Source organism: Pontibacter qinzhouensis, assembly GCF_008017455.1.
GTDB lineage: Bacteria > Bacteroidota > Bacteroidia > Cytophagales > Hymenobacteraceae > Pontibacter > Pontibacter qinzhouensis.
Genome location: NZ_VRTY01000011.1, coordinates 61,266 through 87,522 on the forward strand (window position 1 = coordinate 61,266; position 26,257 = coordinate 87,522).

18 protein-coding genes and 1 tRNA gene are annotated in these 26,257 nt (G+C 48.5%); 8 read left to right on the top strand and 11 right to left on the bottom strand.

Translation table 11 applies throughout. The annotated features are described in order from the left end of the window. Window positions 1-286 precede the first annotated feature (286 nt). Window positions 287-1,696 carry a mercuric reductase gene (locus FVR03_RS04585; RefSeq protein WP_147920588.1) on the bottom strand — a complete coding sequence of 470 codons (1,410 nt, stop codon included), beginning with the start codon at window positions 1,694-1,696 and terminating at the stop codon, window positions 287-289. Between the two features lie 509 nt (window positions 1,697-2,205). On the opposite strand from FVR03_RS04585, the gene FVR03_RS04590 reads away from it, so the two are divergent. Beyond that, complete coding sequence (locus FVR03_RS04590) at window positions 2,206-3,105, top strand: bestrophin family protein (RefSeq protein WP_147920589.1); 900 nt, start codon at window positions 2,206-2,208, stop codon at window positions 3,103-3,105. 96 nt (window positions 3,106-3,201) lie between these two features. On the opposite strand, the gene FVR03_RS24250 is transcribed toward FVR03_RS04590, so the two are convergent. The 4 genes from FVR03_RS24250 to FVR03_RS24905 form a co-directional block, all read right to left on the bottom strand. Further along, complete coding sequence (locus tag FVR03_RS24250) at window positions 3,202-5,346, bottom strand: DnaJ domain-containing protein (protein WP_187270031.1); 2,145 nt, start codon at window positions 5,344-5,346, stop codon at window positions 3,202-3,204. Between the two features lie 395 nt (window positions 5,347-5,741). After that, on the bottom strand, window positions 5,742-6,461 hold the full coding sequence (locus tag FVR03_RS04600) for a hypothetical protein (RefSeq protein WP_255474056.1): 720 nt from the start codon (window positions 6,459-6,461) through the stop codon (window positions 5,742-5,744). Window positions 6,462-6,464: 3 nt separating this feature from the next. Further along, on the bottom strand, window positions 6,465-8,285 hold the full coding sequence (locus FVR03_RS04605; protein ID WP_147920590.1) for a hypothetical protein: 1,821 nt from the start codon (window positions 8,283-8,285) through the stop codon (window positions 6,465-6,467). Between the two features lie 829 nt (window positions 8,286-9,114). Then, window positions 9,115-9,246: a hypothetical protein gene (locus tag FVR03_RS24905; RefSeq protein ID WP_255474057.1), complete on the bottom strand. Its 132-nt coding sequence runs from the start codon at window positions 9,244-9,246 to the stop codon at window positions 9,115-9,117. A 40-nt stretch (window positions 9,247-9,286) separates the two neighbouring features. Here FVR03_RS24905 and FVR03_RS04610 point away from each other — a divergent pair, with 40 nt between their 5' ends. From FVR03_RS04610 to FVR03_RS04630, 5 genes are all read left to right on the top strand, one after another. Then, window positions 9,287-10,054, top strand: a complete 768-nt coding sequence (locus tag FVR03_RS04610; protein ID WP_147920603.1) for an SDR family oxidoreductase — start codon at window positions 9,287-9,289, stop codon at window positions 10,052-10,054. Between the two features lie 710 nt (window positions 10,055-10,764). Next, window positions 10,765-13,911 carry a SusC/RagA family TonB-linked outer membrane protein gene (locus tag FVR03_RS04615; protein ID WP_147920591.1) on the top strand — a complete coding sequence of 1,049 codons (3,147 nt, stop codon included), beginning with the start codon at window positions 10,765-10,767 and terminating at the stop codon, window positions 13,909-13,911. Window positions 13,912-13,915: 4 nt separating this feature from the next. Further along, entirely contained in the window at window positions 13,916-15,577 is a 1,662-nt protein-coding gene (locus tag FVR03_RS04620; protein ID WP_255474058.1) for a RagB/SusD family nutrient uptake outer membrane protein, read from the top strand. A gap of 189 nt (window positions 15,578-15,766) precedes the next feature. Further along, a complete protein-coding gene (locus tag FVR03_RS04625) occupies window positions 15,767-17,863 on the top strand; it encodes a glycoside hydrolase domain-containing protein (RefSeq protein ID WP_147920592.1) in 2,097 nt (698 codons plus the stop codon). Window positions 17,864-18,036: 173 nt separating this feature from the next. After that, on the top strand, window positions 18,037-19,311 hold the full coding sequence (locus FVR03_RS04630) for a YdcF family protein (protein WP_147920593.1): 1,275 nt from the start codon (window positions 18,037-18,039) through the stop codon (window positions 19,309-19,311). A 558-nt stretch (window positions 19,312-19,869) separates the two neighbouring features. Here FVR03_RS04630 and FVR03_RS04635 read toward each other — a convergent pair. Next, window positions 19,870-19,979: transfer RNA gene (locus tag FVR03_RS04635), tRNA-Ser, on the bottom strand. An 88-nt stretch (window positions 19,980-20,067) separates the two neighbouring features. Between FVR03_RS04635 and FVR03_RS04640 the strand changes: the two genes are divergently transcribed. After that, window positions 20,068-21,375 (top strand): tyrosine-type recombinase/integrase, encoded by a 1,308-nt coding sequence (locus FVR03_RS04640; RefSeq protein WP_147920594.1) that lies wholly within the window; start codon window positions 20,068-20,070, stop codon window positions 21,373-21,375. Between the two features lie 591 nt (window positions 21,376-21,966). Here FVR03_RS04640 and FVR03_RS04645 read toward each other — a convergent pair. The 5 genes from FVR03_RS04645 to FVR03_RS24255 all read right to left on the bottom strand — a co-directional run bounded on the left by FVR03_RS04645 (window position 21,967) and on the right by FVR03_RS24255 (window position 26,024). After that, window positions 21,967-22,560, bottom strand: coding sequence for a hypothetical protein (locus FVR03_RS04645; protein WP_147920595.1), 594 nt, complete (start codon window positions 22,558-22,560; stop codon window positions 21,967-21,969). After that, window positions 22,557-23,549 (bottom strand): relaxase/mobilization nuclease domain-containing protein, encoded by a 993-nt coding sequence (locus tag FVR03_RS04650; protein ID WP_147920596.1) that lies wholly within the window; start codon window positions 23,547-23,549, stop codon window positions 22,557-22,559. Before FVR03_RS04650 ends, FVR03_RS04645 begins: the two co-directional genes overlap by 4 nt. Then, window positions 23,492-23,863, bottom strand: coding sequence for a plasmid mobilization protein (locus FVR03_RS04655; protein WP_147920597.1), 372 nt, complete (start codon window positions 23,861-23,863; stop codon window positions 23,492-23,494). Before FVR03_RS04655 ends, FVR03_RS04650 begins: the two co-directional genes overlap by 58 nt. Before the next feature lie 146 nt (window positions 23,864-24,009). Next, entirely contained in the window at window positions 24,010-25,080 is a 1,071-nt protein-coding gene (locus FVR03_RS04660) for a DUF8464 domain-containing protein (RefSeq protein WP_187270032.1), read from the bottom strand. A 119-nt stretch (window positions 25,081-25,199) separates the two neighbouring features. Further along, the gene (locus FVR03_RS24255) at window positions 25,200-26,024 is read right to left on the bottom strand and encodes a primase-helicase family protein (protein WP_222707169.1); all 825 of its coding nucleotides are present in this window, start codon (window positions 26,022-26,024) and stop codon (window positions 25,200-25,202) included. 18 nt (window positions 26,025-26,042) lie between these two features. Here FVR03_RS24255 and FVR03_RS24705 point away from each other — a divergent pair. Further along, window positions 26,043-26,257, top strand: a 215-nt coding sequence (locus tag FVR03_RS24705) for a hypothetical protein (RefSeq protein WP_222707170.1), incomplete at its 3' end; no start/stop codon positions are given.

Genomic DNA, 26,257 nt, shown 5'->3' on the forward strand with positions numbered 1-26,257 from the left:
TTGTTCATTTAAGGCATTAAATAGCGCTTTGTCCTGTAAAATGGCGTGCAGTAGGGGCAGTGGTAGCTGCCTCACAGCTCTTAACGGGCATAGGTAAGCTGATTTTACTACAGTTGCACCAAGCCAGCTGCGGACCCTTGGCGTTAAAAGCGCTTACAGCCTTTGGAAGGCTGATTTCATTTAAATAATTACCAAAGCGCAACAGCTTGTTCACTCTGGCAATTATTTAAATGAAATCAGCCTCCAGAAGCTTTTTCCAGCATTTCAGGTCAAGGGTTAAAGGGGTTTAATCTTCTGGCTGGCTCAGTTTCAGGAACAGATTATTGAACGATTCGATGTAGGTGGGATGCGCAAAAACACCTTCCTGCAACTGCTGGTAAGTGAGTTTGCCCATCATGGCAATCTGCAACGCCGACATAATTTCGCCGCCTTCTGGTGCCAGTATAGCAGCTCCCAGAATCTGGTCTGTCTCCGCATCTACAAGCACTTTGTAGAACCCGTTTGTCTGGCCGGTTTCGATGCCACGAGCCACTGTTGCCATTTCTAGTTTCGCTGCTTTGTAGTTTAAGTGCTGTTCTTTTGCCTGCTTCTCTGTAAGGCCGATGCGGCCAAGTTGCGGGTCTGTGAAAACGCAGTAAGGCACCGGGCGGTCTGCAGTCGATCGTTTTTTTTGGTGCAGAAACATGTCGCGCAGTATCCGGAAGTCGTCGTAGGAGATGTGCGTAAACATGGGGCCGCCTTTTACATCGCCAATAGCATACACACCCTCCGAAGAGGTGCAAAGGTGCTGGTCTGTTTTGATGTTGCCTTTCTCGTCTGTTCTGATGCCTGCTTTTTCTAGCTGCAGGCCTTCGGTGTTTGCTTTTACACCTGTAGCCAGCAAAATATGGCTAGCCTGCACCTCCTGAAGCTGCCCGGAAGCATCTTTTACCTTCAGCAGCAGGTTACCTTCAGCAAGCTGCTGTGCCTGCTGGGGTTCCGCTTCGAGCAGTAGCTCAATTCCTTCCGATTTGAGGAGGTGCTGCAGGGCTTCTGCTACATCTGGGTCTTCGCGTGTCAGGAGCTGACCGGTGCGTTGTACAATGGTAACGCGGCTCCCAAAGCGTCTGAACATCTGCCCAAACTCCACAGCTATGTAGCCACCACCAATAATTAGTAAATGCGCTGGCAGCTCCGTTAGCTCCTGTATGGTTTTATGGGTGAGGTAAGTAACCTTGTCCAGGCCATTTATGGCAGGTATGCGGGTGCTGGTGCCGGTGTTGAGAATTATTTTGTCGGCCGTAACCTCGCGTTTGTCTCCGTCTGCAGAAGTTAAAAGTAGTTTGTTTGGACCCAAAAACGAGGCTTTACTAAAAATCAGGTCTGCTTCCGATTCTTCCAGCCCGCTCTGGCTGCCATCTCTGAACTTTTTTACCACGGCATCCCGGCGGTTTTTTACAGCCTGCAGGTCTACCTGGCTTAGCTGGGCCTGCACCCCGAAATCGGCTGCGTGCCTCACCGTATGGGCTACCTGGGCACTGGCCAACAGGGTTTTGGTAGGGGTGCAGCCGTAGTTAACGCAGGAGCCGCCCACATGATGCTCTTCAATTAAAGCTACTTTCCAGCCTGCACTGGCAAGCTCTTTTACCAGTGGTGTACCCCCTTGCCCCGACCCCACAACAATGGCATCGTAATGTGTTGTTTTATCTTGAGACATTCTGTTATGGCTTCGTTCTTTTTTCTGTATATTTTAGCTATACGGCCACAATGCCATTGCTGCCGTACTGCTTGTACAAAACTCACCTGCTGAGAAAGGCACATAACAGTTTATCTTCTGTTGTTAATGAAGAAATTAAACGAAGCCGTACAGGAAGCAGAATCGTAGCAATTCCTTATTCGCTCACCCACTCAATCAATCAGTCGAAATTACTCTCAATCAGCCATTCAACTATTTAACAATCAACAACCATCAATCATCAATTATTTCAATGAAAACAGCCTTCCAAAGGCTTTTGGGCTTCTGAAGGGTCAAGGGTAAAACCCAGGGCTTTTTTAAATTAGCGGCCTTATGAGTAGCTTTGCCTTAGATGCCTTCGTACGACATCCTGCAAGCCGCTGTTAACGAAAGTTAAGTGCCTTTTTTGCTATAAATCAGCGGCAACACCAGGCATGCTTTTTAAACTTGGCTGCTTTGTTTTTTCATGATGCTCGTACAAATTTCTTAGCATGATAAACTATAATCCAAAAGACTGGTTCTTTTTCCTGTTCCGGTTTCCGAAGGCTGATACATTCCGGAAGCTGCTTCCGCTGATGATCGGGGTTAGCTTTTACTCCGGCATGATCGCGTACCTGGAGCTGAATTATTTGAACCTGGCAGAGTCTAACCACATCCGGAATGTGGGGCTGATGCACGGGGTGCTGGGCTTTGTTATTTCGCTCCTGCTGGTTTTCCGGACAAATACCGCCTATGACCGCTGGTGGGAAGGGCGCAAAATCTGGGGCAGCCTGACCAACACCAGCCGAAACCTGGCCATAATGCTGCAGGCTTACCTGCACAACGACGACGATAAGGCCTTCTTCCGGAAAACGATTCCAAGTTACGCCTTCGCTCTAAAGAACCTGCTGCGCGAAAACGAAGATTACCATGACCTGGACCCGGTGCTCGACCTCAAAAAAGAGCGGCATCTGCCCAACCAGATTGCTGCCTGCATCTACACAAAACTGATGCAACTACAAACCGAGGGAAAACTGTCGGTTACGCAAATGCTGGCCCTCGATACCGAAGTAAGGGCGCTTACCAACCACTGCGGTGCCTGCGAGCGCATCAAGAACACACCTATTCCGTTTACCTACAGCGTGTTCATTAAAAAATTTATTTTCTTTTTTGTGATGACGCTGCCTTTTGGCTGGGTGTTCAGCATGGGGTATTATGTTATTCCGGTGGTGGTGCTCATTTTGTATGCGTTGGCGAGCCTGGAGCTGATTGCCGAAGAAATAGAAAATCCTTTCGGTACCGATGCCAATGATTTACCTATCGACCAGATTTGCCACAACATACGCAAGCATGTGGGGGAGCTACTCGAAGAACCTTACACACCAGCTATACAGGCAGTTACTGCAGAATAAGTAATTTTGTCTCTGAACAAAAAAGGCAGGCACTGATATTAAAATCAGCGTCTGCCTTTTTTTATGTGCTGCCGTAAACCAGGCTTGTCTGCCGCGTTAAAAGAAGCTTTTTAGCTTCGACATATTCAGGAGCTTTTCTTTTACCATGAAATTGGCTTTGCCCAGTTGGCGGCCCTGCTCTGTATAAATCTCCACCCGATGGTCGCCGGGCACAAAGGTGCTCTCGCGGTCGCTTCCCCAGCCAGCCAGGTTTATGTATTGCTCCTGCGGCGAGTAACTAATGGTGGCTGCAAAAGAATAACCTGTAGGCGACGATTTAGGGTTAAAATAGAGTTCTCCGCCGGGCTTCATGTATTTTACCAGCACGTTCAGTGTGCCGGGCTTCTCGGCGAGCATGTGTACTTTCAGTCGGCTGAAAATGTATTTTATATCCTGCTTGTAAAAGGTGTCGCTAAATTCTTCTGGTTTGTTTGAGTTAAAGAAATCAAGCTTTTCTATCATGAAAGGCTGCAGGCGGGCAAGGTGCATGAATTTAGCGTTGGCTATAGCCAGTTCCTGTGTCAGCGCCTGGTCTTTTTGCTGCTGACTTGCCTGCAGGCTTTTGAGTTGCTGCACCCGGCGCTGTTGCTCCTGCAGGTTTTTTGCAAGCAGCTCCAGGTCGTTGGTTTTATGGTTTAGCGCCTCTTGCTGCGAACTGTTCTGTAGTTCCATTTCCTGCAGTTTCTGCTGCAGCACCTGTTTATGGGCAACAGCTGCCTCCATTATCTGTAGTTGCTCACCAAGCTGGGTCAGTTGCAGCTCTTTCTCTTGCAGGGCTTTGTTGCTGGCTGCTGCCTGGTTCGTAAGGTCTTTCGCTTTTTTCTGAAGTTCCTTTCCGGCATTAGCTTCCTGCTCCAGTTCCGCCACCTTTAGCTGAATAATGCTTTTCTGGCTATCAACTTCCAGTTCCAGCGCCTCCACTTGTTTGCGGAGCTGTAGTTGCTGCTTTTGCTGCTCTTCGAGTTCCTCTGCCTGCAACTGCAGCTGCAGTTGCAGTTCTTCCGCTTCTTGTGTTAGCTGCTGGGCTTTTAGTTGTAATTCCTCCTGAAGGGCTGCTGCCGCCGCCAACTCGGTTCGTTGGCGTTCTACGTCAGTTCCTTGAAGCAAAGCTTCTGCTTCGAGCTGCTGTACACGGTTCTGCAGCGTTAGGTTTAGTTGCGATTCGTCCTGCAGTTGTTGAGTGCGTTTTTTAGCTTCTGCCTCCAGGTTCGCAATGGTAGCTTGCAGCACATGCGCCTGGTGTGCCTCCGGATCTGCTATAAGCATCTCCTGCAGGTTGTGCTGCATCTTGCCCTGCTCTGCAGCCAGGTCTTGTTCCAGCGTTTCTATTTTCTGGTGCAGGTCGGTGTTAGTGCTCGCTGCATCTGTTAGTGCCTGCTCTTTGTTAAGTAGGGTTGCCTGCTGGCTGCTGATTTCCAGCTCCAGTTTTTGTATTATTTGTGCAAGCCTGGCCTGTTCTGTTTTAGACTCTTTTTCAGCAGTTTCCAGTTGGCTTTTTACCAGCAGATCGCGCGAGGTGTCTTGTAGTTCGCGGTCATGTAGCTGTTGCTCCAGTTGCTGCTTTTGCGCGCTTATTGCCGTCAGTTCATCCGCTTTTAATTTTATAGCAACTTGGTGCTGCTTTGCTGCCTGCTCCAGCTCGGCTATCTTGTTTTTCAGCCCATTTTTGTAATTCTCGGTTTCCAGTTCGAGTACCTGCAGCTTTTGTTGCAGCTGTTGTGCCAACCCAGATCCGGCCTCTTCTTTGGGGCTGTTCCTTTGGATAGCGGCTATTTCCTGCTCCAGTTCCTGTACCCGGGTTTTAAGTGCATTCCGGTCTGTTTTTACTTCAAACAGGTTTTTAATAAAATACTCCATCTCCTGGTTCAGGGCCTTTTTTTCCTCCTGAATAGATGAAATAAGCTGCTCCTGCTCGTTAATCTTAAGCTCCAGCCTCGATATCTGGAATTGCAGGTGTTTAGAGGCCGGGTTGGTGCTGAATTCCGATGGATTGAAACGGCGGGTGTCGTACGATCTTTTTTTCTCGTTATTCGACAAAATAGCATATGCCTCCTGAATTTCTTTAAAATAATTCTCGAAGAAGCGCTCTCCCTGGTTCAGATCAGGGTGTATTTTTTTAGAGAGCTTGCGGTAAGCATCTTTAATTTCAAGCTGAGAGGCAGTTTCTTGTATACCTAATAATAAGTAGTAGTTCTTAGTCATGTGTTTGCGGCCTAAAGGGTAAGCAGTAGTAAGAGGTGCCGGTGCTGGAGTACACCGGGTAATGGTGTACAATGCCAACAGAATAGCACTTCTTTAGCGAACTTTAAGTAAGATGTAAAGTAAGGATTTTTTGTAATAAGCTGCAAAAATATGAAAAAATTTCTGATAAAATTTATAAAGTGCAAAAATGGGAATGCCTGAAATGAAGCCATTGGGCTACCTGCCAGCTTTCCTTGCAGGTATTGAAAGTACAGGCAAGGATGTTTTGTCAGATTACTTAACCTGTTTCAGTGGTAGCTTTTCAATTATTCAAATAAAAATAGCCTCCAGAAGGTTTTGTATTCAAATTTTGCCAAGGGTCTGGCCAATATATTTTAGTTGATGGCACTCATAAATCAGAAGGAAATGGGGAAGGTGAAGGTGAGGTTAAAGCGCAAACCGCCCCAGCCAGGTTCAAGTTTATCGTTGTTACGGTTCCGGACAAGGTACTGGTCTTTTTCGCCAGGCACATGAAAGGCTCTGTTGCCACTGGCCAGGTACCCCACCGACAGCAGCGTGTGGAACCGTTCAGTCTGGTACTGAATTCCTGCATATGGCTTAACTCCTATGCCTAGAGCTGCATATTGTTCTTCGCTCGATTCCTGGTAATCGTAAACGCGGCTGTAAATCTCGTACCTGAGTTCACTGAAGAACACGTTTGCCTCGATGCCGGTTACAAATCCTAAGCGGCTTTCGCCTATGGGTTCGCTTCTGTCTAACTTTAGTCCCAGTGCTTTGTAGGTCACTATATTGTCAACCTTTATTTCACCGGAATAGTCTTCGTACGCAATGCGGCCTCCGGTGGAGCTTTGTTCGTAAAAAAAGCCAAGGCGGGAGTTTTCGCCCAGGTTAGTTAAAAGGTTAAAGCCTAGTTGCAGATGCGGACCAAAAGTGTCTGTTGCTTTGGCTTTTACTTCTACCGCCTTTATAAGTGTTTGCTGCATCTCCTTCATAGAAGCCATACGGAAGGTGCCATACCCGATTCTGGGCTCTATGTAAATTCTGGTCTGTGCTGCCACTGAGCCGGCAAAGAGCAGCAAGGGTAGCAGAAAGAGGCCTGTTTTTAACTTTTGCATGGGTTAGAGAGGGATGTAGCGGTTGTTAATAGCAAAAATCTTGTCGTTGTACACAAAAGCCGATCCGGGTGCCATATTCCCAAGTTTTCGTTTCAGCGCTCCGGTTTCTGTGTTATAGATGTAGAGGGCGTTATTTGCGAAGCCATATAAATAGCCGGAAGCGCCATCTATATCATAAGTATCCAGGATTGCCTCGGTAGCCAGTGTTTTAACTAAAGCACCCGTAGCTGTTGCATAAAACCGTACTGTGTTTCCGGTTACTACAACATACCAGGGCTTGGTAGGATGAAACTTCAGCGATGCCAGATCATGTGCCGGCAAGGCCTGCTGTTGCCAGCTACCATTGCTCTGCTCTTTATACAGCTCATTATTTACGCGCACCATGCCTCCGTCGGGACTTATGCTGGCTACTTTCGGAAATTGATTTGACCGATGCTTTGTCAGGACCTTTTGCTGCCCCATATCTACCACAAAAGCTGAGTCGCGGTAAAAGAGGCCACGCGCCACCAGCGCTAACCTGTTGGTATTGCTCACGCTCTCGATGCTGATGTTGGAATAGTTGGTGTGCGGGAGCAGGTCCTTAAACTGGTAAGTGGCTACTGTCTGCAGCGAAACAGGGTTAAGTTGGTGAAGAACATCTTTTAGAATGGCATACATGTATTGAGCATCTTCCGACACCACATTCTTATTCAGTTCTTGCAGGTACGACTGCTCAAAGTTGATAAAGCGGCTTTGCTTTACCTGAAGCGTAGTAGCATCTATTGTCTTAAAATAATCGTTGCTGAAAGTGAAGAACTGGTTTATGGCCGGCCTTTGGAGCATTTGCTGGCTGCCAAAAGGACCCCAGGCAGTGCCATAGCCAGCTACCTGCTTTTCAGTAAAAGATACATGCCAGTTTGGCAACTGGTTTGTATTGCGGGGGTAAGCCGCCAGTTTAAAAGTAAAGTTTTTGCCAAAGCCTGGGTCCGGAAACGTAACTACAGTATCGCTTATGCCGAAGGTGTAGTGGTAGAGGTCTGGCTCAGAAGTGAGTCCGTATTCCCTGAAATTTTTATAAAAGGGCGTAGCGCTAAACTTTATGGTTAGGGCATTGGTGGAAGTATAGGTTGCCTCCAGAATACTTGGTGATGGGTAATGGTAGCTGGCCGGTTGGCTATACAATCCGTTAAAACTGTTTGTGGCATATGTTACGATGTGATAGGTAACGGGGCCGCCCACATAGGCGTCATCTATCCAGGAGGTAGTGGCATTGTCTTCTATTGTTGTTACAGGTACGGAATAGTTGTTGCCATAAGACTTTAGAACCTGGTATTGCCGGAAGCCCATTCTTGTATACCGCTGCCATTCTACCTTTAGCTGACCATCGGCGGGGGCTATGCTTGTAATAGCCACAGCGCTGGGTGGGGCATTATCTATGTAAATGACCCAGGTTCTATAAATCTCGATTAGCTCTGCACCGCTTTTGTCGCCAAGGCTGCCGGAGCCCAAGTTGGTTATAGCAGATAAACGCAAGGTATGGTACCCATCTGTATACTGCGCAGATTGCAAATAATAGCTTCCGGATTGTGAATTTCCCTCACTAATAACATGGCCATCGAGCAGGAGTTGGTAACCGAATAATTCCCTGGCCGGCAACGATATACTGAAGCCTACTTTCAGGTTGCCTTGTACGGTAATCGTGTCTTTCTCCGGGTCGAGTTTCATTTCCGCAAAAATCTCAGGGTTTGGGTTTATTTCCTCGAAATGTTCGCCCGATGGCCTGTACTCGCAGGCAAAGCAAAGTCCTAAAAAAGCTGCATAAAGCAGGAGCAAAAGCTTTTTCATGAATACTGGAGATGCTAAATAATAGTATAGGATGAAGAGGTAATTCCGCGATGGAAACTTTGGGTTTAAAGAAGTAGAAGACTTGTTTCTATTCAGAAATGGTATGCTAAAATTATAAATAAAACAGCTGTTGCTTTAGACTGCGTCCTCATGCGTGCCGACTATTCCACAGCCTCTGGCCGCCTATAATCTCTTTTGCCGGGGCTATTGTGGAATTGGATCTGGCAAAGCAGTAAGCTATAAAGTTTTCATTTCATCCGTTATTTCTCCTGCACCAGCCTAACAGTCTCACAATTCCGGAACATAACATCTCTCGCTTATCAGATTATCCTAATGAAAATGCCCTTCCAAAGCTAATCGAAGTATTTTTTGCCAAGGGGAACACCGGTCAAAGTGCCTGATAGTTTGTCCTGACTTATTAGGTTATGATGTAGAGCTTATGTTAGGAGTGCAAAGTAACTGAAAATTATCATAAAAATTAGCTGGATTGTTCTCTCGCCCCGAAATAAATTTTAGTGCTTTTAAAGCCTGCGAACAGCAATCTCTATCTTTTAAACAGGAGGGCTTTATTTAGATGACGATACAATTGATCGGAAATAAACAGTTGATTTTTTCACTTTCATCAGGATTAAGATAAAATCTTGTGTCCTGCTTCCCGGAGCGCTGCAAATTCAGATTCCGGAAAGTTATGACGCCGACTACATTGCTTCTGCTGGTTTGCCAAAGATGACGCATATCATTGGTTTTGGCAGCTCTAACAATGACCTTCGTTTGTGCCGGTTTTGCAGCAGAAGCCTGTGGCTTTAGCCTGCTTTTTACCTTCCGGAACTTACAAATCCAGCGCTTCGGGCAACACGGCACAAATACCCAAAACTGCACCTGCCGCTAAAAAGGAAGTTAGCAGGCCTTGAGTTTCTGGGATTTTAACAGCAGCCAACAACTGAGAATAAGGGTGGCTCATAAAGTTTTATCATAAATAAATTATCTAATATAAAAGAATGATGGGTATTTTAAATCAATTTGAACTTGCCGGCAAAACTGCGCTGGTAACCGGTAGCGACACAGGTCTGGGGCAAGCCATGGCCATAGCACTTGCCGAGGCCGGAGCCGATGTAGTAGGTGCCTCTAACGCTGACGCTATTCTGGGCGGAGACACAGAAAAGGCAATACTGGCACTGGGCCGTAAATTTACAGGCTATGTTGTAGATATTTCGGACAGAGACAGCTTGTACCATTTTATTGGCGAGGTAAAGGCCAACCACACCATAGATATACTGGTGAACAACGCAGGCATGATTCTGCGGCAGCCCGTGGCGGAGCACCCCGATGAGTGGTGGGACAAAGTGATTTCGGTGAACCTGGATGCGCAGTTTATCTGCACTCGCGAGTTCGGCAAAGACATGGTCGCCAGGGGGAGCGGCAAAGTTATATTTACCTGCTCGCTGTTAAGTTTCCAGGGCGGTATAAATGTGCCTGGTTACACAGCAAGCAAATCGGCAGTGGCTGGTTTGGTTAAGGCCTTTGCAAATGAGTGGGCTGCTAAAGGTGTGAACGTAAACGGCATTGCTCCTGGCTACATCGCCACCAATAATACCGAGGCGCTCCGAGCCGATCCGGTTCGTTCTAAATCCATCCTGGACCGCATTCCGGCCGGACGTTGGGGCGAGCCGCAAGACTTTAAAGGCCCGATCGTATTTCTTGCGTCTGAGGCTGCTGCTTACGTAAATGGCGCTATTCTGTTAGTTGATGGCGGCTGGATGGCACGCTAAGTCTTTATTATTGCTTTCATAAAAATAGCGTGGCTCTGCAGAGGGGTCACGCTATTTTTATGAAAGCCTGTTTCTGCTGTTCTTACGCAAGCCGGCTACAACTATGTTCAGGTTCAGATGACCAATTATTCAAATGAAAATGGCCTTCAGAAGGTTTTTCGAGGCTAAACATCCAAGGGTTGCTTCACATTTCTGTTCTTCAAAACCAAAATTCTCCAGTAGCTTATAAGTTGCTGTTGTTACCATACCTTCTAAGTAATCATCCTGAATGGCTTATCAGCAGAAAGCCTGCTTCGTCAGCCATTTTATCAGAAGATGCTAAGCCAAAGCATCTCCACAGAAAGTAGGGCTAAATTAAACTTTAACGATTTAGTAACCTTTAAATCTGCTTTATAGCTTTTTGATAATATTCAGGTGCCTTTCTCTTAACATGAATAGAATACTTTTGCCCAACGTTACAGCAGGCCGAAAAGGCAAAGGTTAGAAAACTTTAAGAACCTTTGTTCGTGCCGGCTTTACAGCTGAAAAGGCAATTGCTGCATTTTTATGTTATTCAGCAAATGAGAAAGTAATTGCTGTTTTGGGTCACAGCATAGGCGCTGACCATTAAATCCAGAATTTCTGCCAGGGCATTGCCTTTGTACTGGTATAAAGCCTACAGGGGGCCTTATTCTATAGCATGCTTATCACTAATATAAACGAATAGAAATATGTGTGTAAGATTACAGTTTTTAAAGCCCATTTTTCAGGGTATGTGTGTCGTGTCCTTATTAGGGGCCATGCCTGCTCATGCAGGAGACCGACCTGCAAAGTTTGTATCTGAAGCAGTTCAGCAAACCAGGGCCCTAACAGGTAAAGTAACCGACGAGAGAGGGGAGCCTTTGCCGGGAGCATCTGTTATGGTTGTGGGAACTTCTATAGGTACCGTTACTGATTTGGATGGGAATTTTGAGCTTGCCTTGCCAGCAGGATCAGAGGTGATTGCAGTTTCTTTTGTTGGCCATAAGACACAGCAGATAACTGTAGGCAGCGGAACAAGAATAGACGTAGCCTTAGCTGCAGATGCCTCCTTCCTAGACGAGTTGGTGGTGGTAGGATACGGATCGCAGAGCAGACGGGAAATAACCGGAGCAGTTTCTAAAATAGATCCTGAAGCTATCAAGACCATTCCTACTGCCAGTGTAGAGGAAATGCTGGACGGAAGGCTGCCGGGTGTGCAGGTGTTAAGCGATAACAGCCCAGGTGGTGGAGTGAGTATTCGGGTACGTGGCTATGGTACTATCAACAACAACGATCCACTTTATATTATAGATGGTGTGCCAGTGTCTAATGGTTTAAATGCCATTAATCCTGCTGATATAGAAACCATACAAGTGTTGAAAGATGCTGCTTCAGCCTCTATTTATGGCTCAAGAGCTGCTAACGGCGTAGTCGTTATTACGACCAAACAAGGCAAAACAGACCGTACTACTTTAGATTTTGATGCTTACACTGGCGTGCAGAAGGCATTTAACCTGCCTCGCATGCTAAATGCACAGCAGTATGGCGATATGCTCTGGCAGGCAGCCAAAAACGACGGAAGCACACCAGGAAGCGACATATATGGTAACAACCCCGACAATGCCGTTATTCCGGCCTGGCTCAACAGTGCGCAAACCATACCGAGTGCCGATGTAGATTGGGTACGCGAAATCATGAGGCCAGCCGTTGTGCACTCCTACAACCTGTCAGCATCGAAGGGCGACGAGAAGGGGCATCATGCACTTTCTCTTGGGTATTTCAACGAGGAAGGTACCATTAAACATACAGGCTTCGAAAGGTTTTCTGCCCGCTTTAACTCTAGCTATAAATTCAAAAATTTAATTACGGTAGGCGAAAACTTTACAGCGTCGTTAACCCGCTCTGTAAATGCAGGTACAAACAGCTCGCTGGGTAGTATTGTGTATAATGCCTTTCAGTTTCCTTCTATTGTGCCGGTAAGAGATATTAACGGCAATTATGGAGGAAACCCACTGAACGACATCAGCAACCCGCTGGGTAGCCTGGACCGGGCAAAGGACAATGTTAGAAAGCGGATTTCGGCAATAGGGAACGTGTTTGCAGGTGTAGAGCTGAAGGATTTCTCTTTCAGAACAAACCTGGGAATTGATTTCCAGAGTCAGAATTACAGAGGGTTTTCGCCTGTTTACAACGAGATGCTTTCGCTGAACAATGTAAACTCACTCAGCACCGAAAATAATTTTAACTACCAGCTCACCTGGTCGAACACGGTGAACTACCTGAAAAGCTTTGGCAAGCATAACCTTGATGCCTTGGTAGGGCAGGAGGCTATTCAGTATTATTACGAAGGCTTTTCTGCTTCACGACAGAACTTTCTGTACGAAAATCCAAACTTCCGGTACCTGACTTATGGTGCCGATAATCAGTTGAATAATGGGAATGCCAACGCGTGGTCTCTACTCTCTTATTTTGGTAGAGTTAACTACAATTTCGACCAGAAGTACCTGCTGAGCTTTACACTCCGTAGAGATGGCACTTCACGACTTAGCAACAATAAGTGGGGAACCTTCCCGGCAGTGTCGGCAGGATGGCGTATTAGTGACGAAGATTTTTTTGGAACAGATGGTATGTTCAGCTCCCTGATGGTGCGTGCCAGCTGGGGGCAGGCCGGAAACCAGCAGGTGCCAGCTTACTCCACCGTAGACAGTTATTATAACAATGCAAGACATTCCGATTATGCCATAGACGGCTCTCAGGGTTCTGTACACCAGGGGTTAATCCAAACCAGAGTGCCTAACCCTAATTTAGCCTGGGAGGTTACGCAGCAAACAAACGCCGGATTCGATCTGGGCCTTTTTGATGAGAAGGTAGCTTTTACGGCAGATTTTTATCACAAGACCACCAACGATGTACTGGTTTATTCTCCTATTCCGCCTACATATGGTGGCTCTAATGACGGAACCTGGATTAATGGTGGCCAGATGAGGAACATCGGATTGGATCTTGCCGCAAACTACTTCGGGAATGCAGGTAATCTGTCTTACAACATAGGTGTAAACGCATCAACTTACAAAAACGAGCTGACCAGGCTGGATGGTATTTCTTATTTAGGTATACCGGCCTCTTCTCTGCATAGCGTAAACTTTGGCCAGGAAATTACAAGAAGTACAGTTGGTCAGCCAATCGGAGCTTTCTTCGGCTTTGAGTCCGATGGAATTTTTCAGAACACGGAAGAAGTAACTGCGCATCGTGTTCAACCCAATGCGAAACCCGGCGACATACGGTTTAAAGATGTTAACGGCGACGGGGAGCTGAATGGCAACGACCGTACTTATATCGGATCTCCACACCCGGATGTAATACTAGGGCTAACAGTGGGCTTAAACTACAAAGGCTTCGATCTGAATATGTTGTTTAATGGCAGCATCGGCAACGACATCTATAACCTGACCAAGTACAAAACCGAGTTCTTTAACCAGGCATCTTATAACAAAGGATCTGCTGTGCTGGCTGCCTGGACTCCGCAAAACCCAGGGGCAACCGTACCGCGTCTTTCACTAGATGATCCTAATAATAACATAAGACCTTCGTCTTATTACCTGGATGACGGTTCCTATTTCAAGCTATATAACATGCAGGTAGGCTATACTATTCCTAAAGAAAAAATAGCTGGTATCGACCTGAGAGTGTACCTGCAGGGAACTAACTTATTTACTATTACCGGCTATAGTGGCATGACGCCGGAAATAGGTCTGCAAAATTACAGTTCCAGCAACCGTAACCTCGACATAGGAGTTGATCGTGGTATTTATCCTCCTTCCAGAACCTTTGTATTAGGGGTTAATTTTAAACTTTAAAACTATGTTGAAGATGACTTTTTTCAGAAATAACTATACGGCAAAATTAATAGTGGCTGCCCTTGCGGTGTTTTCTTCTTCCTGTTCTGATGATTACCTGGAAGAAATGACCTACGGAGAAATTTCTCCTGCCGAAATGACAAGCCCGGGAAATGTTGACAGAGCCATAATAGCGGCATACAGTACGCTAAACGGGCAATACGATGCCTCCAGTAGTGCTTTCAATTCGCCTGCCTCTAACTGGAGCTTTGGCGATGTGGTTTCGGATGATGCCTACAAAGGCGGAGGAGGTACCGGTGATCAGAATAACATTCACCTGTTGGAAATCTTCAATGTGAATCCGACTATTATTGATGTGGAGCGCAAATGGGTGGCGCTCTTCGAAGGGGTGAAAAGAACGAATGAAGCCATGAGGCTGCTGCAGAGCTCAGAAGAATACAACCCGACTTTAAAAGAGAGTCGCATGGGGGAGTTGTACTTTTTGAGAGGGCATTATTACTTCGAACTGAAAAAGATCTATAACACCATTCCGTACATAGATGAGACTGCCGCCACAGTAAACGATTATGCTGTTTCGCACACGCAGTTTACGTCGGAGCAGCTTTGGGATAAAATAGAGGAAAACTTTACCAAAGCCTATGAAAGGTTACCAGAGAGCCAGGAGCAGGTAGGGCGCCCGAACAAAATGACGGCAAAAGCTTACCTGGCAAAAACGTACATTTTTCAGAAGCAATGGAGAGACGCATTAGAGGCCGCTAATGAGGTTATTAACAGCAACAAGTACAGTCTGTTGCCTCATTTCAGAGATGTGTTTCTTCCTGAAAACGATAACAGCTCAGAAATTATATTTGCTGTGCAGCACTCAGTGCTCGATGGTGCTCCAGATAATTATAACGGCAGTATAGGAGATCGTTTGTCAGCTCCTGGTGGACCTTTTTACTCGCAATATGGCTTTCACCGGCCGTCTCAAAACCTGATTAACGCTTATAAAACCAATGCTAACGGCATGCCGGTTCTGGACAATGTTAACCTGGCCGGAACAGATTTTGTTGACCCCAGGCTAGACCATACAGTAGGCAGACCGGGTATTCCTTATCTGGATTTAGGCGTGTTATACGAAGCAAACTGGGCCCGCGACTTATCTACTTACGGACCATTTGCACCTAAAAAGCGCATCGTGTCTGCCAACTCTCCTTATCAGACAGATACCTGGCCATACATCAGCGCGCTGAACTATTACATTATACGTTACGCCGACTTGTTGCTCTGGAAAGCAGAGGCCCTGGTAGAGCTTGATGACTTGGAAGGTGCGAGAGCTGTGGTAAACCAGGTAAGAGGAAGAGCGCGTGATAGCCGGTATGTTATGAACCTGGCAGGAACAGCACCAGCCGCCAACTACAAGATCGAAACCTACAGTGCCACCTGGGCAGATAAGGTTTCCGCACGCGAAGCTGTTAGAACCGAACGCAGGTTAGAGCTGGCGATGGAAGGCCACCGCTTTTTCGATTTAGTACGCTGGGGAGTGGCGGCAGAAACCATTAACAACTATTTAGCAGTCGAGAAAACAAGACGCACTCACCTGACGAACGCAAACTTTACCGAAGGTACGCATGAGTATTTACCTGTACCGCAAAAGTACTTCGATGTTCTGGAGAGCATGAAATAGCAAACGCTGCCAGGGCTTCAAGTAAAGGCTATAGAATACCCTTGGCGAAATTTAACTGAAATTGCTTCCGAAGGCCATTTTCATCTGAATAATTGGAAAGCGTTCCGATAACTTAAGTAAATACATCCTGATATGGCAGGCAGCTGGTGAAAAAGCTGTCTGCCATATTTATCATTTACATTGACCTTAATGAGAATTTTAGTAATACTGATTATCAGTCTGTTATCTGGCTGCCGAATGTTCGTAGGAGGCGCGCAAAAAGAAACAGCGCTTAAAAAGAACAAAGATACACCTGCAGAGAAAGTAAATGTTTTTCTAGGTTCTTCCGGCGACCATGGGCAGCTATCGCCGGCAGCGTCTTACCCGTTTAGCATGTTGAGTATTGGCCCTCAGACGTACCCTTCCACACACATGGGATACGATCATAAAGCCAGGCAATTCCTGGGCTTTACACACAACCGTTTCGAAGGAGTAGGCTGTATGGGTAGTGGAGGTAACATTCTGGTCAAACCTTTTCTGGGAGAGTTCCCGGATACATCGCAGCTTTTAAAAGCAGAAGAAAACGCAGGACCGGGCTATTACAGCGTCGGGTTCAAAAATAAGATTAAAGCAGATCTTGCTGTCTATAAAAACAGCGGCCTGCACCGTTACCAGTTTCCTGCCGGTAAAAAAGGAATCTACATAGACCTGAGCCATGCTTTTGTCGGGCGCTTTGTAGCAGAAGAACATACCGCTACAGGTAATACAGTAAGCGGCTGGATAGAAGCTCAAACCACCTGTAGTGCCGGCACCTATCGGCTCTATTATGCCATGCGGTTTCGGCAGCCAGTAAATTTGGAGGCTATAAATAAGCACGAATTAATTGCCTGGCTGGATTCTGACCTACAGGAAGCTTCTCTGGAAGTAGCTTTCTCGTCAGTTGATGTAGCGCACGCCGTTGCTGCCTTAGCCAATGAGTCATTAGAGGAAATGAGCCGGAAGAGTGCCAGCGACTGGAACGAGCTTTTGGCGCGTATTGAGGTAAAAGGCAACCCGGAACGGGAAAAGCTATTTTACTCTTTGCTATATCGTGCCGTGCAGTCGCCCTATGTTATTTCTGAAGAAGACGGAAAATACCGCGCTATAGATGGCTCTCTGCAAACATCAGAGAACACCATGTATAACGGGTGGGCAATTTGGGACAATTACAAGACACAGTTGCCATTGCTTTCTTTTGCTTACCCGGAGAGGTTCCAGGATATCTCTTCGTCTATAGCTAACCTGTACCCTTACGGCAAAAAGGACTTTGCCACGACACATGAGCCCTCTAACACCGTGCGTACCGAGCATGCCATTGTGGTGCTGCTAGATGCTTACCGGAAAGGCTATAAAATCGATTTCACTGCCATCCTGGATTCGCTTCAAGCGGAGGTAGAAAGGCTGGACTATGCAACTCCTGACAAAGCCTTAGAATCGTCTTATGATGCCTGGGCCTTGTCGCAGATACTGAAAGAGCTAAAGCAAGACCAGCTGAGTGAGAAGTATAAGCAGAAGGCCTTAAGATACAAAGCGTATTGGGAAAAAGATTTTAAGGATCTAACAAAAGAAGATGTCAACAGAATGTCTGCCCGCAACATGTACCAGGGTACGATCTGGCAATACAGGTGGTCTGTACCTTTCGATGTGAAAGGATTAATAGAGCTGACCGGCGGCGAGAAAGCTTTTCTAATCCAATTAGACACCTTCTTTAACAATGACTATCATAATCGAGCGAATGAGCCAGACCTACAGGTACCCTTGCTGTACAATGCAACTTCCGAACCCTGGAAATCGCAGGCGCTAGTGCATCAGTTGGCAGTAGATACGGTGGTGCAGCATTACTTTAACGATAACAGCAGAGGGATCGGCTCTTACATCGGCGTTATCTATAAAAATCAGCCGGAGGCTTATTTAAGAACCATGGATGATGATGCAGGTGCTATGTCGGCCTGGTTTGTTTTAACCTCCCTGGGTATTCAGCCCGCCTGTGTGGGCTGGCCGGTATATTACCTCAATGCCCCGCTATTCGAATCAGCTGAAATAAAATGGCCGGATGGGAAAAAGTTTAAAATCCGGGTAGAGAACTATACCGATAAAAATTGCTACATCAAACAGGTAAGCTTAAACGGCGTACAGCTCGAGCGTAATTGGCTAACACAGAAAGAAATTATGGCAGGAGGAGAGCTTATAATAACAGCCTCCGATAAACCTGAGAAAAGCTGGGGAATCCAAAACCAATTTGTACCCAGCCTTGATCTTCTGAAGTAAATAAACTGACACAAGTATCAAGAAACAAGACTTTTTACTGGAATCTTATCTACAGGCTCTTCTATAAATAAGGGCGAACCCATACTGTTAAATTTAATTTTTTCCTGATGCTTAAAGCAACAACAGCTCAGCTACCTAATTTTCTGGCAATCTAAACTTCAAAATTTAGTAACATGTATTATTCAAAACGATTTTTCATACTCTTACTAACAGCATTCGCAGGACTTGCCGCTGCAACAGATACGCTTGCGCAATCTCAAACCATAGCATCGGGCCAGGCAGCAACTTCAGGTAACTTTCCGAAAAAGTTGCTTCTCCACAAGACGTTCAATTTCCTGGAAGTGATAGATGAGTCTGCTGTTGTGCGGAAGGAGGTAAAGCAAAATGCCGTACTTCGTAGCCTGGCCCAGCAGTATGCCGGTAGAGCGGAGAGGGCTTTGTCTTCCTGCCAGGATGCAACCTGCTATGCTTCCGCATTAAAGTGGAGTGACCAGGAAATAGCCTCTGTTACAAAAGAACTTAACAGCCTGTACATAAAGAACAAGCGCTTTAAAAAGGCAGTCACCAAGGCGCTTCAGGCAGAATCTTATCATCTTAAATATAAAGGAGAAATAGATTCAACCACCATCCGGAAAGCCTGGGAAGATACTGCGTTGGGCCTGAATCATATTTTAGATGTATATGTAGGAGGAACAGGCGCAAGGTATCCTGCCATAGATTCCATCAGTTTCAATACAACAGATCCGGAATTTCTGGCCTTGCTACAGCAGGAGCTTCAACAAAATATACATGCGCAGGAAGCCTTGTTTTACAAGCTGCCTCTGCAAGCGGCCTTAGGAGCACTTGAACTGAATGGCCGCGATGAAGCTGCCCGATACGAACCCCTGCAGGATGGCTATAACCGAAAGCCTTATGAAGCCAGTAAGCGCACAGTCTGGAATAAGTACGCGTACAGCATGATTCTCGTGCTGGGCCACGGGCCAGAAGATCCGGCTACTGCCCTGGATGAAGGTGGCGCGCATTATTGTGAAGTGGCCGCTAAAATGTACAAAGAAGGCGTAGCCCCCTTTATTGTTGTTTCCGGGGGAAATGTGCACCCTTACAAAACACCATTTAATGAAGCGGAGGAGATGAAGAAGTACCTGGTTACTAACCTGGGAGTTCCGGATGAGGCTGTTTTTATAGAGCCACATGCCCGCCATACCACTACTAATCTCCGAAATATTAGCCGGATGATTTACAGCTTCAACATGCCCGATCAAAAACCTGTACTAACACTAACAAACTCTGATCATAGCCAACACACACTCACTATCAGTGACAGGTGTATGCGTGAGCTAGGTTACTTGCCGTTCCGGGACATGAAAAAGATAAGTGACGAGACAAATGCTTTCTTCCCGGTACCGGAGGCGCTTCGGGTTAACCCTTATGAACCCTTAGATCCGTAGCAGGTAGCAATAGTAGGAATTTTGATAATGATAGAATATAGATTATGGAAGGGGAGAGGATCGCCTGCTGCTAAGGCATAGGTAGAATACATTGGTGCTGGTTTCTCACGAAGAATTTCGATTGCACAACGTTGGCGTGTGTACGGGAGGTAGGCCTACTTCGTGCTACTATAACTGTTTTCGAACTTTTGAAAAGAGTCGTTTATTGTGCATGATGGCTAAAAGGAGCATGGTTATGTCCAAGTCCCTTTTTTGATTGGCAAACTCCTACTGCCTGCAACAAAAAATGCCAACTAGACCCTTGGATTAATACTGATGAAAATACTTTGGAAGGCTATTTTCATTAGAATAATTAAGGAGTAGTTATTACTTACTGCTACAAACCTGACTTATTTTGTTTTAAACGCTAGTGCATGTAGTTAGGAAATTATAATTTAACCTTAAATAGTTTTGGCACCTGTTAGGATAAACTATCGGATATCTGGGGTGGTTGAATGCAAAAGAAGCGGATAGATCAAACATAAAAAATCCTCTCAGCATGCTGAGAGGATTTCCAAGTGGTCGCGAAGGGAGTCGAACCCCTAACCTTCTGATTCGTAGTCATGACGATGGCCTTTATTGTTAGTTTTATATATTCATAAAAAGCCTGTATTTAGCCAATTTAAGCGGTTTTTGTTTCTCCTTGTTTAGCGATATTCCTTGACTTTTTGATGGTTTGTGTGCAAATTGTGTGTACAGAAAATTATTTGCACACACATGATACCTGTACTTACTTCCGTCATGCTGGATACCAGAAGGACCTTGAAAGACGGTTCTTTTCCGGTAAGGTTAAGGCTGACCTACCAACGACAGCGCAAGTACTACAACACCGGCTACTCTTTAAGGGAGGCAGAATTCTCCAAAGTTCAGGCTGAAAAACCTAAGGGGAAGTACAAGGAGCTGCAGATAGCCTTCCAGGCAATAGAGCAAAAGGCTTTAGGTATCATTCGAAGCCTGGATGTCTTCACATTTGAACAGTTCGAAAAGAAGTATTTAAAAACGGCCGTCAAAAATGATGTCTTCACTGCCTTCGAGCAACAGATCAAAAAGCTGGCGGAAGAAGGCAGGGTAGGGACAGCCAGTAGTTATGAGAGTGCCAGTCTTAGCCTGCTCTCTTATATTCACAAGGACCCATTAACCAGGAACAAAGGTTTAACCAGGGCTAAAGCAAATGAGAAAAAGGAAAATCTGCTGAAAAAGCGGAAACCCCTGGCTTATGCCGCTGTCACGATTGATTTCCTGATGGGCTATGAGAAGTGGATGCTTCTACACGGTAGTTCCATAACCACTATCGGTATCTACCTTAGAGCGGTCCGGGCCATTTACAACAATGCCATAGCTGCCGGAGAGGTGACCGTAGACCTGTACCCGTTCGGCAAAAGGAAATACCAGATACCTTCCGGGCGGAATGTGAAGAAAGCCCTGACATTGGCAGATATCGAGAAGATATTCTCCTACCAGCCCGCCTCTGAAAATGAAGGCCGGGCACGGGACCTGTGGGTTTTCTCCTACCTATGCAACGGGATCAATGTAAAGGATATAGCCCGGCTGAAATACAGGCAGCTCGATAAAGACACCATCACATTTATCAGGGCTAAAACGGAACGCACCAGTCGTCAGAATATTAAAGCTATTACGGCCATGAGAACACCGGAGATAGACGAGATCATCGAGAGATGGGGCAATAAGCCTGCTTACAGTGATACTTATGTGTTTCCCTTGCTTGAGCCGGAGCTATCGGCGGAGAGGGAGCGAGCAAAGATTCAGCATGCCACCAAAACCATCAACAAGTACATTAAGCGAGTGGCGGCTGCGGTTGGCATTGAGAAGAATGTGAGCACTTATACGGCCAGGCACTCATTCTCCACCGTTCTCAAACGAGCAGGAGCGCCCATAGAGCTTATCTCCGAATCATTGGGGCACTCTAATCTAAGGACTACCGAAAGCTACCTGGATAGCTTTGAGGATGATGTGAAGAGGCAGTACACAGCGCAGCTGACAGCATTTAAAAACAATAGTCTCTAATAAATTCAATCAAGCTTATGTCTTTTAGATTGGTCTTAGTAAAATGAGCAATGATTTAATTTTACACTTTGCAATCTGCGAAATTTGTCGATCTTGAAAACAAATAGTGTTGTGTGTTCACAGAACATCTAACAGCAACCTGGATACCCTGTTTGCGGAATCAACCACACTGATAAAGAGAGAAAAATACAACTGAAGAACCTGTGCTATGCCTGATTTACCGTCTAATAATCCAGCGGAAGAGCAGCTTTACGGAAGGGTTGCGGAGTTAATAGAACTTGCCCGCCGGAAAATGATTACCAGCGTGAATACCACAATGGTAAAACTTATTTTAAGATAGGCAGACTCATTGTAGAGCATGAGCAGCAGGGGAAAGAGCTTTTCTGTAAATAACTTTCAAAACATGCGACAGCTTCACCTAACGCAGGAGGTGAAACGGCAGCTGCCGACAACGTAAGCTTCTTTAATCCACTCAATGGCAACGCGGCGTATGCATGGGTGTAGGAAAAAGCAGGCCAAAGTTTCAATTAGATGTTCTGCACTATATAGGCACTTAGGTAGTAACCTTTGATAGCCAAAACTTTTTGATGGTTACTCTTGGTTGGTGCCTCCTGCTTCCTTGCTTTCTGGTGTCAGTTGTTTCGCCTCCAGTTCCTTCACCCATGCCGCTGCCTCCTCCGGATTAAGTGCGTAGGTAGAGTCCGCCCACCGTGCCGCCTCCGGGTAGGTCTGGCGGACCAGCCGGAACCTGACCTCACTTTCCCGCAGCCTGCTGTTCTCCCGGTACAGACTCAGGCATCCTCCGGCTACTAGAGCGGTTATCAGCAGGAGCATCACACCCCCCAGTATAAAGCCCCGGGACCTGTCCTCGAAGTGGTGGTGGTGCCGGACAGGCAGTACCTTGGGCAGCCTGGTGATGGTGTCCCGGAACGAGTTAATCTGGGCGTAGATCTGCAGGGCGGGCATACTGAAGTCATGCCGCCTGATGAGGGCTTTGAGCTCCTCTAGCTGCCTGGAAATGTCGGGTGTAGGAGGTGCCTGCTTCTCTTGCTCTATCTCTTCCGCTTGTTCGGGCCTGGCTGGAGCCGGATCCTTTTGCTGCTCGAGCTTTTCGAGCCGCTTGCCATGGAGGGCCAGCACGCGCTCTGCGTCGGCCACCCGTTCTTCCAGTTCCTGTGGTGTCATAGGTGTCTTCTTTTTTTCTTTCTGCGTTTCTTTTTCCTGAAATGACCTGTAGTTAGCGGCTCCTCCGGCTGGCCCTGGGTTGGTATCAGGTTGCTGTGGCGCCGCGGAAAGAAGTCATCAGTAATTGATATTTTTTCCGGTACAGGAGCCAGGCTAGCCTGGTGCCGGGGCTGTAGTTTTGTTCCCGGAGTAGACAGCGCTTCCTGCTGCCTGTTGCGCTCCAGTTGTTTGCTGATGCCCTTGTAGCTGAAGTTCCGGGAAATGGCCGAGCCCTTGAAGCTGATCTCCCCCTGGCGGAAGCTGATCCCCTGCACCTGCTCCGTGCCGCCCTTGTACTTGTAGTGAAGCGAGATGCCTTTCTGCTGCAGCAGCGCCTCCAGCTCCTGCCAACTGGTAGCCTTGCCCAGGGCGGAGCTAATGGCATCGTGCAGCGCGTACTTTGTCTTGTCCGCCCCTGTGAGGTACTGGCGGTTCACCTGCGCTTTTCCCGGTGCCAGGTAATAGCCGTGGCGCTCGGTCATCTCCCGGCACACCCGGGCGTTGCGGTGCCGCTGCAGTTTGTCCGGGATGGTTTTGCCGTGGTAGTCCATCCGGTTGTAGACGATGTGCAGGTGCGGGTGCTCCCGGTCGCGGTGCTCGACCACCAGGTACTGCGTGTCTTTGATGCCCATCTTCTCCAGGTACTCCCTTGCCCGCTCCGCCATCACCTGCGGGCTGAGCTTCTCCCGGTCATGGATGCTCCAGCTCAGGGCGATGTGGCCCACGGCCTTGCCCAGTTCCGGGTTGAGCTGGCGCTGCAGGCGGAAGTCAGCGACCATGGCCGAGACGGAATCCGTGCGGATGCCCTCCGCTTCCAGCACCCGCGCCCCTTCTTTCTGCACCACGTAGCGCACGCAGCCCGAAAAGCTTTTGCCGATCATGACCTTGCCGATCATCTGCGGGAGAGGTCTTGCAGGAGGCGGTTGATCTCCTCGAGGGCCAGGCGGCACTTGCCCTGCACGGAGAGCAGCCCCTCGCGGTGGGCCAGGCGGGCGAGTTGGTTGAGGTTGTTGGCCAGCCCCGAGAGCATGCGCAGCAGGGCCGCCTCCTCCGGGGAGAGCCGTGCCACCACCGTTGCCTTTTTGGCGGCCACCCGGAACCAGGCTGAGGTACTCAGCCCCGCCTCCCGGGCCTTGCCCCGCACCAGTAGCCGCTCGGTCTCCGTCAGCCGCACCACCAGGGTGCAGCTGCGCTTGATGCTTTTAGCGGGGCGGCCCCCTTTCTTTCGCTGCGGTCCCTTCCGCTCGTCTATAGCCGTTTCCATGTTTTTGCTTCAGTTAGGTTGTTTACAACATTCCCTGCTGCGACCACCGGGAGCACAGGGGCAGCAATAGGTTTTTGTATGACAAAAACACAAACTTGCTCCCACTTTCAAACCCTCTCTTCACGAGGCAGGAAGGTGGTGCCCCTTCAAAGCCCCGGCCCCCGCCGCTGCCGCTTTGCCCGCTGCTTCCGTGCCGCGAGGTAGTCGTTCACGTCCTGATGGCTTTGGTAGAAGGAGGAGGCATCGATAGCCTTGGTATGGGATTGGAGCAGCCGCTCGGTCAGCCGCCTCCCGGCCTCATCCCGGTCAAGGAACAGGTATATCTCCTTGTGCCTATCCAGCAGCTCTAGGCTCCTGCCCGCCAGCGCCACGGAGTTGAGAATGATGAAATTCGTGCTGGGTTGCACCTGGTGTTTAAGCTCGAGCAGGGAGAGGAAATCCAGGAAGCCCTCCAGCACGCAGACGGTTTTCCCTCCCTTGTCGAGAAAGGTGATGTCCTTGGGGGAGGAGGAACCCTTGAACCAGGCGTTGCGCAACTCGTAGCCGCCCGAGCGGTTGGCAAAGCCGACAGCCCGGTGCTCCCTTTCCCCGAGGGCGAAGCGCACCTCCCGGCAGTAGGCGCTGGCCGTGCCGTGCCGGATGCCCCGCCCCCGGAGATAAGCGGCCAGCTCGCTGCCCCGGCGCAGGGGCTGTGTCTCCAGGACCCTGATACCGGAAGAGGTGCCGGGTAAATGGGCATTCTCCTTTTGAACGGTGTCCCTCCGGATGGCCGGCAGGTTCGGGAGATGGTCCGGTTGCTTCCGAGGGAATGGGTTTGCCTGTGAAAAGAAGAACCCTTCCGAGAGGAGCCGGATGGTCTCCTTCACCTGGCCGTTGCCGCACAGGCGCAGGGCCAGGTCGAAGAGCTTGCCGCCCTCGCCCGCGCCATGGTCGTACCAGCGGTTGAGCCGGGTGCTGACCTTGAAGGAGGGGGTGCGCTCGGTCGGGCGGATGGGGGAGATGTACCACCAGTCCGCGCCGCGCGTGTAGGCAGGCCGGAAGCCCTGGCTGGCCAGGAAGTCGGTGATGGCCAGGCCGCTGTTGATCTGCTGTATGTTCATGTTTTTCCCTTTCAGAAGCAGTGTGAAAATGACCGGGTAGGAGCTATGCCTTTTTCTGATGATTTGATGAGTTGTGCCTTTAACTGATTCATAATGAATAAAATACCCGCTCATCATAGGCTCATCACGCTGTTTGGCTATGATGAGCCTGCTCATCGTGCTCATCATTCCTCATCAAAAGATAGATACAATGATGAAGGTGTAAATAGCTGATTTACAAGGTTTAGCAGTTGTTTTCAGGTGCTCTCATCAAACTTTTGCCGGATCCAGTCCTGGCAAACGCTGTAGTAGCGCCCTGTGAGGCGCACCTGGCAGGGCTCCCCCTGGGCGTTGTAGTGGTAGGTAATATACATCAGGCTGTTGGCGACCGGTAACAGTTGCCACTCCCCCTGGAGCACCTGCCGCACCTGCTGGCGCGTGAGGCGGGGCTGGTGGCGCCGGAGTAGCTCAAGCAGGTCCTTGGCCGTGAAGTGCAGCTCCTGCTCGCCCGTGGCCTCGAAGAGCTCCCGCAAAAGCAGCAGCAGCTCGGTCTCCACCCGGTTGCGGCTGCCCTGCATGACGCGCAGCAATGCCTCGGTGCGCAATTGCTTTTCGGAGAACCACATCCGCGAGAGCCCCTGCGGCACGGAGAGCGGCCGCCGCAGCAGGTAGTGCAGCAGGTGGGGGATCTCCCGCTTCATCTCCTGGAGCAGGTGGATGTTCTCCTGCGTCAGCACCGGCACCTTCCGCACCCAGTAGCGAGTCTCGGTGGGCTCGATCAGCAGGAAGTTCTCCTCGTTGTTGGAGCAGAGCACGAACTTACCGAAGAACTCTGTCTCCCGCCGGTCCTTCCCCTTGGCCTCGATCTTGGCGGTGCGGGCCGTGCTCAGGTTCTTGATCTTCTCCGAGTCCTCCTTCCGCCCCAGCAGCACCTCGTCCACGGCGATGAGCAGCACGTTCATCCAGTCGGAGTTGAACTGGGAGCGAAAGTCGCTGTTGCCGTTGAAAGTCACGTTCCGCCCGAAGATGAGCTTGAGCAGGTTGAGAAACGTGGTCTTGCCCGTCTTGCGCTCCCGGGACACCAGACAGAGTACCGGCAGGTGCTGGGTGGGGCTGCGGTAGAGGAGCGTGAGGTAATCGAGCCCCAGCTCGTACTGCTCCCCGAAGATGTGGCGCAGGAAGGCGAGCGTGTGCGGGCAAGGCCCCTCTACCGGCTGCCAGTCGAGCGGGTGGTAGAGGTTGTAAAAGCTCCCCACCGCCTCCTGGAAGTGCAGGTGGCTGGGCACGCAGCAGAAGCCGTCGTAGCGGCGGACCT

Coding starts and splice junctions, on each gene's coding strand:
- FVR03_RS04585 (WP_147920588.1), bottom strand. CDS start 1,696: ATGTCTCAAGATAAAACAACACATTACGATGCCATTGTTGTGGGGTCG.
- FVR03_RS04590 (WP_147920589.1), top strand. CDS start 2,206: ATGATAAACTATAATCCAAAAGACTGGTTCTTTTTCCTGTTCCGGTTT.
- FVR03_RS24250 (WP_187270031.1), bottom strand. CDS start 5,346: ATGACTAAGAACTACTACTTATTATTAGGTATACAAGAAACTGCCTCT.
- FVR03_RS04600 (WP_255474056.1), bottom strand. CDS start 6,461: ATGCAAAAGTTAAAAACAGGCCTCTTTCTGCTACCCTTGCTGCTCTTT.
- FVR03_RS04605 (WP_147920590.1), bottom strand. CDS start 8,285: ATGAAAAAGCTTTTGCTCCTGCTTTATGCAGCTTTTTTAGGACTTTGC.
- FVR03_RS24905 (WP_255474057.1), bottom strand. CDS start 9,246: ATGAGCCACCCTTATTCTCAGTTGTTGGCTGCTGTTAAAATCCCAGAA.
- FVR03_RS04610 (WP_147920603.1), top strand. CDS start 9,287: ATGGGTATTTTAAATCAATTTGAACTTGCCGGCAAAACTGCGCTGGTA.
- FVR03_RS04615 (WP_147920591.1), top strand. CDS start 10,765: ATGTGTGTAAGATTACAGTTTTTAAAGCCCATTTTTCAGGGTATGTGT.
- FVR03_RS04620 (WP_255474058.1), top strand. CDS start 13,916: ATGTTGAAGATGACTTTTTTCAGAAATAACTATACGGCAAAATTAATA.
- FVR03_RS04625 (WP_147920592.1), top strand. CDS start 15,767: ATGAGAATTTTAGTAATACTGATTATCAGTCTGTTATCTGGCTGCCGA.
- FVR03_RS04630 (WP_147920593.1), top strand. CDS start 18,037: ATGTATTATTCAAAACGATTTTTCATACTCTTACTAACAGCATTCGCA.
- FVR03_RS04640 (WP_147920594.1), top strand. CDS start 20,068: ATGATACCTGTACTTACTTCCGTCATGCTGGATACCAGAAGGACCTTG.
- FVR03_RS04645 (WP_147920595.1), bottom strand. CDS start 22,560: ATGACACCACAGGAACTGGAAGAACGGGTGGCCGACGCAGAGCGCGTG.
- FVR03_RS04655 (WP_147920597.1), bottom strand. CDS start 23,863: ATGGAAACGGCTATAGACGAGCGGAAGGGACCGCAGCGAAAGAAAGGG.
- FVR03_RS04660 (WP_187270032.1), bottom strand. CDS start 25,080: ATGATGAGCGGGTATTTTATTCATTATGAATCAGTTAAAGGCACAACT.